The organism is uncultured Chitinophaga sp. (assembly GCF_937874145.1).
GTDB lineage: Bacteria > Bacteroidota > Bacteroidia > Chitinophagales > Chitinophagaceae > Chitinophaga.
This window is the reverse complement of record NZ_CALNBI010000461.1, coordinates 1-11,903: the sequence shown is the minus strand read 5'-3', so window position 1 is coordinate 11,903 and position 11,903 is coordinate 1. Positions and strand designations below refer to the sequence as shown.

The following is an 11,903-nucleotide window of genomic DNA, read 5'->3' as shown; positions in this document are numbered from 1 at the left end:
CAGCGCAGGTACGAAGTGCGGCCGGCTTTTTCCAGCATCACCAGCTTCAACAAAGGCGACTCCGTCAGCCGCGAGCGCGAGGATGTCAATGTGCAGGTGCTGTACGACCTCACGCCTTTCTTCTTCCCGGCGGTGTCTGTGGCTTACGAGCGCAATTTGCAGCTGGGGCTCGTCCGCCGCTTTGCCCAAAGCCTGGGCATGGGCGCCAAAGTGCTCGTGAACCCCTGGATCCATGCGCGCGTGGTAACCGGCGTGGTGTTCAACCAGGAAGTGTATATCGACGGGCGGCGGAGCAATAACCTCAAGGAAGTGCCCCTCGCATTTTCCTTCAATGCCTTCAAATATACCAACCCATCCTACATCAGCCTGTCCACCACCCAAACCCTGTTCTTCGGCGTCAACCAGCGCGGCCGCACCCGCCTCGAAGGCGAAACGCGCCTGGCCTGGGAGATCATTTCCGACTTCAATGTCAACATCACTTTTTACAATTCGTACGACAGCCGCCCATCTGTTGCCGCCAACGGCACATCCGACATCAGCATGGTCTTCGGTGTCGGCTATACGTTTTGATTTACGCATCATTTCAGCGTGTATTCAATTTCTGTACTTCTTACACATTTATTTTCCACCTCCCTACCCTTTTCGATTATCTGCATGCATATCGTGTTGATTCCCTGAAATATGGGCGCAGTAAGGATTTCCGGATGTTTTTACACAAATAGGGTTTTGCGCATAAAAAAGCCGGCACATCGTTGCGCCGGCCGTATTTGAAGTAAAATTTCAATTGATCAGTCGTCTTTCCCGCTTTTATCTCCCGTGAACCAGTGTTCCTTGTCGCGGAAGAGCACGTTGAAGGTGGTCAGCGAACCGTAAATCCGGGTGATATATTGCTGGAGATTGACCTTGTCTTCGTCGCTGAGGAGTTTGTGCGCGTTGATCTGCTGCTCGAGAACGCGGAGCCTGTCGCGGACCATGACGATCTTGTGGAAGAAGACTTCGATGGGTACGTCTTTGCCTTTTTGGCTGGTGTCTTTGGGCGTGAGGGGGAGGGTACCGCCGGTCCAGCGGTCGCCCAGCGGTACGATTTCGGAGAAACCGTTCCAGAGGCGGAGGATTTTGAGCAGGGAGGTTTCGAGCTCGGAGGCGGTTTCAATTTCGGCGGAGCGGTTTTCGGAGTAGAGCACTTCGAATTTTGGGTCCGTTTTATCGACCTCCAACACGCCTTCATTGATAAAGGTCACAACGTACTGGGCGTATTTCACCCCGATGATCACGCCCGGCCCGAAGCGCGCGTGCTGCACGCGGGAGCCGATGCCTGCTGTCAGTTCTTCCATCATATTGAGCTGGTTTAAGGCGCCCAATATAGTAAATGCCCTCCAATCATCCGCCGTTTTCCGTGGTATTCACTTCCCTGCCTGAGAAAGACAGGATCATATTGATCAGCAACCGCCGCATCCTGCGCTCCGTTTCCTTATCCGGCCGCGGAATGAGGAATTGCACCTTGTAATGCACCAGGTCTTTTTTGATCTCCAAAATCTTCAGCGAAAAACTGTTTTCGGTGATATTGGAAGCGAAAGGCCGCAAAACGGATTTGAGCGACTGCTCCAGCTCATCGGGCGAAGACTGGTATTTCAAATCCAGCTCGAACTCAATTGTCAGCTTTTTGATGTTCTGCTTGCTCTGGTTGAGCACCATCGTAGAAAAGATGACGGAGTTGGGGATCAGCACCAGGTCGTCGTCGTCGTTCTGCAACACCACGTTGATCAGCGTAATATCGAGCACCTTCCCCCGGAACTCCCCCACCCGGATCTGGTCGCCCAACGACAACTGGTCGGAAAACATAATGATGAGACCGTTGATCATGTTCGTCACGTAATCCTTCGACAACAGCGCAAATGCCGCCGCCGCGATACTCACGCTCACGAACATATTGAAAGGGTTGACGCCGAAAAGGACCATGACCGATACGAGGGCCATCACGGTATTGAGGACGGAACTGATGCGGTTGATGCCCAGCACGAAGTTGTCGCGGGTGAGCCTTTTGAGGTGGTTTTTCCGTAAATACCAGCTGATCATCACCAGCCAGCCTATGGAAATCAGCAGGTTGGCGCCAAGAAAGAGCGACAGGGCGTTGGAAATACTCCCTATTACTTCATATTTCTTAAACAGGTCGCGCTGGGTGAGGTTAACGTATACCACCGCGGCATATACCAGTATTTTAATAATGAATATCAATACCTGCCGGTGGATTTTCTTCTGATTATATGTAGCCTGATCTATTACCATGGGCTACAAATCTACGCAAAAATGAAAGATTGTCCCGGCAGTATGCACCGGGACAATTTGTTAAATATTATTTGATATTTAAATCCTTCACGCCGCTCACCTCGGTCGACACTTCGCCGAGCCAGCCGCCCTGCGCGCGCATACCGGTGTGTACCCGGATGAAATCGATGCCTTTCAGTTTTACGGGTTTGCCGTTGGCATCCACCGCCCAGTCGATCTTGATGCCGGATTTTTCGTCCATATTGGCCCAGTTGTCGGCATACCCGTACTCATATGCGGGGCTTACGAAGAATGAGCCGCCGCCCGATTGGTCCCTGATCCGGTCGGGGTCCAGCATGGTGCCTTTGAACGTGATCGTTTCGCCTTTCCAGTTGGGGAAGTAGTTTTGGGAGTGGAAGGAGTTTTTCTCCATATAGCCCGAACCGCCTTTGTTGTCGGTCCATTTGATGTAATTCATGTCCGTGATATAGGCGTACTGCGTGTTCGGAGTTGGCACGTGGTTCGCGGAGGGCTTGTGCCAGGTGATCTCGTAATTGCGGACGGTTTTCGCCGAATCGTGCGCGGAGCCTTTGATCTCAAACCACTCATCATCTGGCTGGCCGTTCCCGTTCACATCCGCCGACACCTGGATGATTCCCGGTTCCGCCCAGTTCTGGAACGCATTGCCCAGCACCTGGAAGTTATATTCGCCCGGTACGTTAATAATGGTGTGATCAAATCCCATCACCACGAATCCGCCGAACCCGCCGAGGCAGATCATGCTGCCGCTTTTCAGGGCCGCTTCAGCTTTGGTGATCATGGCAGCTTCTGTATCGCCTTCGTTCCAAAGGGGCAGCTTGTTAGTGAACTGCGCCGGCGCCGGTTGAAAATCATGCACTTTGAATACGCCATTCGTATAGGCCTGGGCGTTTACGGTCACTTTCACGGTTTGGGTAGCCTCCCCTGCCGCGGTTTTCACTTTCAGTTGCAAGGTGTTTTCTCCCGGCGTGCCGAACACGTGCAGCAGGTCGCGCTCGAGCGACAAGGTATCTTCGCCCTGTAACCACAGATAGGAAGCGCTTTCCGCATTCGTAACCTGCGGACTGATGCGCAGCCATTGGCGCTGGTCGAGGGTGAACCCGCCCGCAGGGGATTTCATGTCGATGACAGGCAGGGGCTTTACGGCGTCTTTGTCGTTGGAGGAACAGGCGGCTGCACCCATCAGGAGTGCCAGCGCGGGCCATTGCAGATGTCTTTTCATATGTAAGGTTGTTTTTTTTATGAATGATGATTTTAGGGTGCGGGCAGGAACGCGAAATGCGCGGGGATGTCGCCGGTGGTGACAGACCACTTCTTTCTGCCCTGCTTGTCCAGGCAATACAGCGTGCCGGGAGAAATGTAATCACGGGCATCTGTTACATAGATGTCTCCGGTAACGGGATGTACCGCCACGCCGTAGGGCATTTTGATTTGCTTGTCCGTACCGTCGGTGATGAAGCTGCCCGGCAGCAGGGTCTCCGTTTTCAGATCAAGCATGTTGTAGGAGATCGTCCATTCGTGGGTGTTGTAGCTGAACGCCGATCCATAGACATAAGCGGTGTCGCCGTGCATCCAGAGGTTGCTGGTGGCCAGCGGGAGGCTTTTTTTCACGCGGTCCGTCTGCGTGTCGATGATATGCAGGGAGGGTTGGACGGTGTAATAATCCCCCCGGGACGACACGTACAAATCACCATGCCGGTCCGCTTTAACATGGTGCAGGTTGATGGCGACTTCGATCTTTTTGATTTCAGTGAACGTTTCCAGGTCGATCACGGAAACGGTGCGGTCGTAATTCGGGGCGCGGTATCCGCCGCTGTTGGCGACATACAGCTTGTTGCCCACCACAGCCATTTCTTCCGGCTGGTACCCCACGATCACCTTTCGGGTTACCTGGAGCGTGGCGGTGTCCACTTCGGCCACGTAGCCTATGGGCGCGTGGGGATCGATCACCACCGGGCCGGCGTATGAGCTCACATACGCCTTCCCGTTCGCGAAAGCCAGGTACCGGCAGTTGGGGATGTTGATCTGGCCGATGCGTTTGGCGGTGCGGGCATCCATCACTTCTACCTTGTTCGATACATTGATGACGGCATACAGCTTGCTTCCGAAAATCCGGATATCATTTCCCACATCCCCCAATTCCTTTACCATATTGGGATTGATGGTGGCGTAGATGTTCTTGACGTAGTTGCCGGTTGTGTAATCGTAATAATCCAGCGTGGATTTATTGCTGCCCATGTTCCCTTCGTTCAGCAGGTAAAAGCCCAGGTAACCGTCTACCTTCGCGGAATCCACCGGCGTCACCACGGGCGGAACGATATGGTCCCCTTTCCGGCAGGCCATCGTCATCATCCAAAGGCAAAAAGACAAGCGTAATAAAGTTCGTTGCATGGTTTTGATGTTTTGAATTATAGTTGCACGGCCAGCACGGCTTTGTAATTTCTTCCCGGCATCGGGTAGCTGATCACCACATCGTAGAACTGGTTGAAAAGATTGTTGACCTGCGCCGTAAGGGTCAATTCCGTTTTCTTTACCCGCACAACCCTCCGCAGCGACAGATCGCTGGTGTACCAGGGTTGCATGTAATTCTCGGGGATGTTCCTTTTGGCATTGTACCGTTCGCCGGTGTAAAGCTGGCTGTAATTCAGCCCCCAGTCGCCATAATCCAAGCTGGCGATGAGCGAACCGGCATGCCGGGGGAGGTATACGATCTGATCGCCGTAGAAGCTGTCTTGCGGGTCGGTCCAATCCCTGGCCTGCTGGAAAGTGTAACTCATCCGCGCAGCGATCCTAACCTGGTTGCAGATCAGCGCGGTGGCCCCTGCGCGGACGTCGAGCCCGTGGATCTTAACGAACCCGAGGTTCACCATGGTCCACCGGAACTGGCTGACGGTAGGCATGGCCACGATCTTGCCGGTAACTTCGTTATAGTAGGCGTCCGCTTCGAGGAAAATATTCTCCAGGACTTTGCCGGGCCGCGGCCTGTTCCAGGTGAAACCGGCGTCGTATTGAATGGTGTATTCCGGGTCCAGCCGCGAGTTGCCGATTTCGGTGTAGTACAGGTCGTTGAAGGTGGGCATGCGGAAGATGTTCTTGTAGAACCCCCTTAGCCTGAAATCTTCATTTTTAACCGGTTGCCACGACAGTACCAGCGAAGGCGTCAGTTCTCTTTTTGGCCCGGAGGCGCTGTTGAGCCGCACGCTTTCGTTCATTAGCGTCGCCAGCAGGGCGGCCTGCGCATTGAAGCGCGGCAAGGTCACCGAACTGCTGAGCGCCCCCAGCACCGTATGCCGCCGGGGATAAGAGAAATTCTTCAGCGAGGCGTTGAGCAGGTTATATTGATAGTCGGCCGACAAGCCCGCCGTCCACCAGGGTTTGATGGTGTATTGCTGCGCAACCGAAACATAGGCTTCCTGTTGCCGGTAGGTATTGTCGATCAGCAGCCAAGTGGGATCCGATGCTACGTATCTCGTGTAATCGTTCGCGTACTTGGCGTTGACGAGCACGCTGTACCGTTTGGCGATATCTTTCCGGAACTGGCCCTGCCAGAAGAAGTTGCGGTCCCACTGCCGGTCGGTGTGCCCGAATACCCCGTTGACGACGAACCCTGGCAGCCCGCGCTCGGAGTCATAGAAGTACACGCGCGTGCTCCAGTCACCCGAGGGCATGCTGCCATGCAGGGAAGCTTCGGCGCGGAAGGCGTTCACGTCGCCGTTCTTGCGCATGGCGGTGGTGTCGTAACCGTTGACTTTCCGGTAGCGGAATTTGTATTGCCCGCCGGCATACACATATTCCGTGTTCAGCGACAGCGCGGTGCGTTTGCCGAGTTTCTGATGATAGAGGACGGCGGGATTGAGCAGGCTGAAGGAACCGGTTTTGACGATACCTTTCAACAAATAATTCTTCCCGTCCCTGAACTCCGGCCGTAGCGGTGTGAGATAGATGGCGGCGGAAGCGCTGTAATCTTTCGCGGGCTGGAAAGTATTGCTCTTCTGCCCGTTGTAGAGGGAAACAGCCTGCATATTGTCCATCGAGAATTTCCCGAGATCGATTTGCCCGTTTTGCGCGTTGCCCAGCTGGATCCCGTCGTAGAACACGGCGGTGTGGTTGGTGCCCATCCCGCGGACGTCCACCGTCTTCAACCCGCCGACTCCGCCGTAATCCTTGATCTGCAGCCCGGAGAAATACCGGATGGCGTCGGCCACCGACTGGGCGCCGAGCCTTTGCAGCTGCGCGCCCTGTAACGTTTGTCCCGGTGATATTTCGCGGACGGGCCTGGGCGCGAATATGCGCACTTCCCGCAGGTCGCGCACCCGGTTGGAATCGGGGATTTCCTGCGCGGCGGCGCTGCCTGCAAGTAGCAGGCAGGCCCCGGTGCAGCGGATTTTCCAGAGGGATTTCATGGTTATGGTTGCAGTACGGTCATGGCCGGGAAGTACCAGCCTTCGTATGTGATTGTTTTCCTGAGGGCGCCGGTTTGCGCGTTATAGAACGCCACTTTGTTGATGCGGCCGGTCATGGCGCCGTTGATGGTGGTAACTACCAGCTCGTCGGTACGCGGATCGTAGTTTACGCCGGAACCGTAGAACCACTGGTCGTCGGGCAGGGTAATGAAAGGTTCATTGATGGATGCGGCGTTGCCGGCAACATACCGGTACAGCTTTTTGCCATAGCTCCATCCGGAACCGGGCTGGATGATGAAGATGTGGTCGTTGAGCGTGGAAGCCGTCATCTGCACGCTTCTCCAGGCACCGAACGGCGATACGGCACGGAAGGGCATTTTCACGGAATCTTTCACCAGCGTGGTGGGGTGTACGGACATCAGCAGGGAATCCTTTGCGCCGTAGATCCTTCCGTTCTTGCCGGTAACGAACCCGATGGTGGCTTTGAAGGGCTTTTCCACAACGGCGTAGGTGGGGGCGTTGAGGACCGCCATGCCGTCGGTGCTGTTGTGCGCGAACACGTAGTTGCCGGATTTGACCATATTGCCGGTAGCGCCGGATACGCCGGTGATTTTAGCGCCGATGGCGAGGGTGCTGAGGTTAATGGGATAGATGCCGTCGGTGGCGCCGATGAGGCCGCGGGTGGCGTCGAGGCCGAGGAAGGTCATGCCTTTGCCGGAAGCGATATTGTTGACACGGCCGGTTTCCACGAGAGGGGTTGCATCGGTGACCACAAGGGGGCCGCCGGCTTTCACGACGAGGTAAAGTTTGCCGTTGTGAATGGAGCCGTATTGGAGCGTGTTGGCCAGGCCGCCGAGGGTTTTGCCGGGATTGACGGCTTTGTAGACCCAGGGCACGAGCGTGTCTGCACCATATTGGTAGCAGAATACGCTGCCGGTTTCGGTGCCCATCCAGCCTTCGTTGAGGAGCAGGATGCCGTTGGCGTATTGGCCGAGGACGGTAATGCGGTAATTGGCGGAATCCTTACCATGCGTAGTGCTGGCCACGAAAGTGATCTTGTAATCGCCCTGCGTTTGCGGTTTGAAGGTAAAGGAAGCACTGGTGCCTGCGGGTTCGTTGTTGACGGTCCACCGGAAGGATATTCCCGCGTCCTGCGTGAACTCCGGTTTCAGTTCTACAGACTGCCCCACGGCGATGGTCTGCTCCGGTTTGGCGATGTGGATCTTCGGGCCGGAGGGCTTTGCATCGTCTTTTTTGTTACAGGCGGCTGCGAAGGCCATAACGGCCAGCGCCAGCGTAATGCGTACATGTTGTTTCATATTTGGTTTTATTTTTTCCGAAACAACCATCCGGGAAGCGTGTGCTGTGCAGGCAATACGTTGCCTGTTCATGCGCACGACGATCCCTACGCGCACAAAGGGTTCTTAAAATGAGAATATAATGCCCTGTAAGGCTTTACATCCCTGGCTTTTCACCCGAAAGCGTTGAATGGTAAAAACATGAGGCAGGTCTTCTGGCTCTCCTGCTTTACCGGCTTGCCTTCCCTTCTTTTGGAAAGTGGCATGCAGTGATGCCGGTAAATACGAATGCAGGATTACAGCTACGGGGATAGCTCCGGTTTTGCACCGGATTCCCTTTTAATGCGCGCCCCCGGAAAGGGGTCTGCAACCAAATGCGGTGCAAACCTACGGTTATGGTTGGAATTAAACAAATGATTCCCGTCAACGGTTACTCCAACAAATTTGAATAACGGGGGTTATATTGAAGCATGAAACATGATTTCACCTGGTCGTACAAAGGCCGCAACTTCCACGGCATCACCTGGCAACCGGAGCATTACCACCGCGTGATGGTGGTGATCCATGGCATCGGCGAGCACCTGGAACGGTATGCGCCGATGGCGGACTTTTTCAATAAAGAAGGCTACCTCGTGACGGGGATCGATCATTTCGGTCACGGCAAAAGTGACGGCAAGCGTGGTGATGCCCTGCCGCTGGAAGCCATCTTCGATTACCTCGAAGCGTTCCTCCAGGCCACGTGGGACCGCCACCCTGCGCCCATGATCCTCTACGGGCATTCCATGGGCGGGGGATTGCTCACGGGGCTGCTGCTGCACCGCCAGCCTGACGCGCAGGCGGCTGTGATCTCCGCGCCGGCATTGCTCCTGCCGCAAAATCCCAATAGGGTACTGCGGGGTATCCTGCGCGCGGGGGCTTCACTCCTGCCCCATCTGCGCGTCAAAGCACCGCTGGATATCAACAAGATTTCACATGATCAAAAAGAAGTGGAGAAATTTGAACAGGACCCGCTTCGCCACCCCTACGCGAGTTTGCGGCTCATGCATATTTTAGTGAGCAACGGGATCTGGTGCCTCCGGCATGCGGACAGGTTACAAATCCCGTCGCTCCTCATGCACGGCAATGCAGATGCATTCACGAGCGTCGACGGCTCCCGTCAGTTTGCGCAGCTGGCGCCGCAGCAATTAATAACGTATAAAGAATGGGATGGCCTTTATCATGAAATGCACAACGAGCCCCAGCGCCTGGAAATCTTCCAGTTTATGGCGGGCTGGCTGAGCGGCGTGCGGCTCCACCCGCCGGATTAACCCCTTCCTTTCAGAAACCTTTCGAAATACACTTTCTCCAGCGCTTCCCGGTGATCCGGGTGGGCGATGCCGGTGAGGGCTTTGGCGCGCTGCTTCAGGTTCTTCCCGAAAAGATCCACCGATCCGAATTCCGTTACCACCCAATGGATGTGCCCCCGCGTCGTCACCACGCCCGCCCCTTCTTTCAGGAACGGCGTAATGCGCGAAATGCCTTTATTGGTGACGGATGGCAATGCGATGATCGGCTTGCCGCCTTCCGACAGCGAAGCGCCGCGGATGAAGTCCATCTGCCCGCCGATGCCCGAATACTGGTAGGTGCCGATGGAATCAGCGCACACCTGCCCGGTAATGTCGATCTCGATGGCGCTGTTGACAGCCGCCACTTTGGGGTTCTTGCGGATCACGGAAGTATCGTTCACATACCCGATGTCCATCACGCGGATGGAAGGGTTGTCGTGCACGAACTTGTACAGCTTCTCCGTGCCGGTCATGAAAGAAGTAACGGTTTTGCCGGTATTGAGTTTTTTGCGGGAGTTGTTGATGACGCCGCTTTCGATGAGCGGAATCACCCCGTCCGACATCATTTCGGTATGCAACCCGAGGTCTTTATGCCCGGTGAGGTTGCGCAATACCATGTCGGGGATGGTGCCGATGCCCAATTGCAGGCAGGCGCCGTCTTCGATCAGCGCGGCAACGTGCTTCCCGATGCTTTCCACGGCGGGCGTAACGCCGGCGGAATAGTCCACCAGGGGCAGCGGCGCGTCGTGCCACACCATCGCATGGATCCTGCTGATGTGGATGAACCCGTCTCCATGCGTGCGGGGCATATTGGGGTTCACCTGGGCCACCACGTACCGGGCGGTATCCACTGCAGCCCTCGCGATGTCGACGGACGTTCCGAGGCTCACATAACCATGCGCATCCGGTGGGGAAACCTGTATGAATGCCGCATCCAGCGGGAGGATGTTGCGGTAGAAAAGTTGGGGGATTTCGCTGAGGAAGATGGGTACGTAATCGCCGGATTCGCTGTTGACCACCGCGCGCGTGGCGGCAGACACGAACAGGGAATTGAAGAAGAAGCTTTCCCGGCATTCGGGGGCGTCGAAATTTACGTTGCCGAGCGTGGTAATGCTCACCAGCTCTACGCCTTTGACTTCAGCCTGCCGCGCCTGCAGGGCTTTCACGAGGAGTTCGGGAGTGGCGGCGCTGCCATGAACGAATACGCGTTGTCCGGATTGGATCTGCGCTACGGCTGTAGCGGCGTCGATGTATTTTACTTCCATGAAAAATTCGAGGTTTTGAACAAAGATACCGGGGGATTCCGCCCGGCGCAATGATCCCCGTTCCCCTTCAAACGGGCCGGAATCATCCCGGAAACTGACAAAAAACAGCCCGAAACCAGGGGAATGGTTTCGGGCTGGATGTGCGGCCCTTACAAAGTGGCCATATCAATCACGAAACGATACCGCACATCGCCTTTCAGCATGCGCTCATAAGCTTCGTTCACATATTTCATGTCGATCACTTCCACATCCGACACAATATTATATTCCGCGCAGAAATCGAGCATTTCCTGCGTTTCCGCGATCCCTCCGATCATGGAGCCCGCGATGCTCCGGCGGTTGCCGATCAGGCTGAAACCAGCAATCTCCAACGGCGTCGGCGGAACGCCCACACAGATCTGCACTCCGTTGGTACGGAGCAGGCTCTGTGCCAGGTTGTAATCATGCGGCGCCGAAACGGTATCCAGGATAAAATCGAAATAGTTGCGTACCGGTTTCAGCTGTTCCTTGTCGGTGGTCAGCACGAATTTATGCGCGCCCAGCGCCCGCGCGTCGGCTTCCTTTTTCGGACTGGTACTGAGCATGGTCACTTCCGCACCAAAAGCCGCCGCAAACTTCACGGCCATGTGCCCGAGGCCGCCAAGCCCCATCACCGCCACTTTATGCCCCTTGCCCACTTTCCAGTGGCGTAACGGCGAATACGTGGTGATACCGGCGCAAAGCAGCGGCGCCACGTTGGCCAGCGGCAGCTTGTCGGATACCTTCAGCACGAAAGCTTCATCGGTCACGATCATATTGGAATACCCGCCATAAGTGGGCGTGGCGTGATCCTGTTCGTAGGAATTATACGTGCCGGAAGAACCGTTTTCGCAATACTGCTCGTTGCCGTCCTTGCAATTGGAGCATTTCCGGCAGCTGTCTACCAGGCAGCCCACCGCGGCAAGGTCGCCGGCTTTGAATTTGGTGACTTTAGCGCCCACCCGCGTTACGCGGCCCACGATCTCATGCCCGGGAACCATGGGGAAAATGGAGTTGCCCCACTCGTTGCGGATCTGGTGGAGGTCGCTGTGGCAGACGCCGCAATAAAGGATATCGAATTCCACGTCGAACGGACCGGGATCCCGGCGCTCGAATTGCCAGGGAGCTACGGGCGACGTTGCGTCCTGGGCGGCATAAGCTTTAACTGTCGTCATATGTTTGTGGTTAGAATAAAGTTAACAATGTGTTGACCGGGTTTGTTGAAGCAACGCGGTAAAGGTAAGGAAATACCGTATCGGGGAAACGGCGCCCGCGATCCCGCCGTCAAAA

The 11,903-nt window shown here is 55.6% G+C and carries 10 protein-coding genes and 1 riboswitch; of the genes, 2 read left to right on the top strand and 8 right to left on the bottom strand.

Features of this window, described 5'->3' with window-relative positions:
- The coding region (locus Q0510_RS22270) for a DUF481 domain-containing protein (RefSeq protein WP_298716633.1) at positions 1-570 on the top strand (570 nt) is incomplete at its 5' end.
- Between the two features lie 218 nt (positions 571-788).
- On the opposite strand, the gene Q0510_RS22265 is transcribed toward Q0510_RS22270, so the two are convergent.
- The 6 genes from Q0510_RS22265 to Q0510_RS22240 all read right to left on the bottom strand — a co-directional run bounded on the left by Q0510_RS22265 (position 789) and on the right by Q0510_RS22240 (position 8,026).
- Positions 789-1,337, bottom strand: coding sequence for a hypothetical protein (locus Q0510_RS22265; protein WP_298716630.1), 549 nt, complete (start codon positions 1,335-1,337; stop codon positions 789-791).
- A 43-nt stretch (positions 1,338-1,380) separates the two neighbouring features.
- Complete coding sequence (locus tag Q0510_RS22260; protein ID WP_298716627.1) at positions 1,381-2,286, bottom strand: mechanosensitive ion channel domain-containing protein; 906 nt, start codon at positions 2,284-2,286, stop codon at positions 1,381-1,383.
- A gap of 67 nt (positions 2,287-2,353) precedes the next feature.
- Positions 2,354-3,526: a PKD-like domain-containing protein gene (locus Q0510_RS22255; RefSeq protein WP_298716624.1), complete on the bottom strand. Its 1,173-nt coding sequence runs from the start codon at positions 3,524-3,526 to the stop codon at positions 2,354-2,356.
- Positions 3,527-3,558: 32 nt separating this feature from the next.
- The gene (locus Q0510_RS22250) at positions 3,559-4,695 is read right to left on the bottom strand and encodes a YncE family protein (RefSeq protein WP_298716621.1); all 1,137 of its coding nucleotides are present in this window, start codon (positions 4,693-4,695) and stop codon (positions 3,559-3,561) included.
- Positions 4,696-4,712: 17 nt separating this feature from the next.
- Positions 4,713-6,707: a TonB-dependent receptor gene (locus Q0510_RS22245; protein WP_298716619.1), complete on the bottom strand. Its 1,995-nt coding sequence runs from the start codon at positions 6,705-6,707 to the stop codon at positions 4,713-4,715.
- 2 nt (positions 6,708-6,709) lie between these two features.
- Positions 6,710-8,026 carry a DUF5074 domain-containing protein gene (locus Q0510_RS22240; protein ID WP_298716617.1) on the bottom strand — a complete coding sequence of 439 codons (1,317 nt, stop codon included), beginning with the start codon at positions 8,024-8,026 and terminating at the stop codon, positions 6,710-6,712.
- A 166-nt stretch (positions 8,027-8,192) separates the two neighbouring features.
- Positions 8,193-8,395, bottom strand: a riboswitch (cobalamin riboswitch).
- A gap of 80 nt (positions 8,396-8,475) precedes the next feature.
- Between Q0510_RS22240 and Q0510_RS22235 the strand changes: the two genes are divergently transcribed.
- Positions 8,476-9,312: an alpha/beta hydrolase gene (locus tag Q0510_RS22235; protein WP_298716615.1), complete on the top strand. Its 837-nt coding sequence runs from the start codon at positions 8,476-8,478 to the stop codon at positions 9,310-9,312.
- Here the strand turns inward: Q0510_RS22235 and Q0510_RS22230 are convergent.
- Entirely contained in the window at positions 9,309-10,595 is a 1,287-nt protein-coding gene (locus Q0510_RS22230) for an acetyl-CoA hydrolase/transferase C-terminal domain-containing protein (RefSeq protein WP_298716614.1), read from the bottom strand. The two genes, Q0510_RS22235 and Q0510_RS22230, sit on opposite strands and share 4 nt — an antisense overlap.
- A gap of 149 nt (positions 10,596-10,744) precedes the next feature.
- Positions 10,745-11,788 (bottom strand): NAD(P)-dependent alcohol dehydrogenase, encoded by a 1,044-nt coding sequence (locus Q0510_RS22225; protein ID WP_298716612.1) that lies wholly within the window; start codon positions 11,786-11,788, stop codon positions 10,745-10,747.
- Positions 11,789-11,903: the final 115 nt, after the last annotated feature.

Bases quoted from the DNA above. Each gene is read 5' to 3' on its own strand.
- Q0510_RS22265 (WP_298716630.1), bottom strand. From the start codon at position 1,337: ATGATGGAAGAACTGACAGCAGGCATCGGCTCCCGCGTGCAGCACGCG.
- Q0510_RS22260 (WP_298716627.1), bottom strand. From the start codon at position 2,286: ATGGTAATAGATCAGGCTACATATAATCAGAAGAAAATCCACCGGCAG.
- Q0510_RS22255 (WP_298716624.1), bottom strand. From the start codon at position 3,526: ATGAAAAGACATCTGCAATGGCCCGCGCTGGCACTCCTGATGGGTGCA.
- Q0510_RS22250 (WP_298716621.1), bottom strand. From the start codon at position 4,695: ATGCAACGAACTTTATTACGCTTGTCTTTTTGCCTTTGGATGATGACG.
- Q0510_RS22245 (WP_298716619.1), bottom strand. From the start codon at position 6,707: ATGAAATCCCTCTGGAAAATCCGCTGCACCGGGGCCTGCCTGCTACTT.
- Q0510_RS22240 (WP_298716617.1), bottom strand. From the start codon at position 8,026: ATGAAACAACATGTACGCATTACGCTGGCGCTGGCCGTTATGGCCTTC.
- Q0510_RS22235 (WP_298716615.1), top strand. From the start codon at position 8,476: ATGAAACATGATTTCACCTGGTCGTACAAAGGCCGCAACTTCCACGGC.
- Q0510_RS22230 (WP_298716614.1), bottom strand. From the start codon at position 10,595: ATGGAAGTAAAATACATCGACGCCGCTACAGCCGTAGCGCAGATCCAA.
- Q0510_RS22225 (WP_298716612.1), bottom strand. From the start codon at position 11,788: ATGACGACAGTTAAAGCTTATGCCGCCCAGGACGCAACGTCGCCCGTA.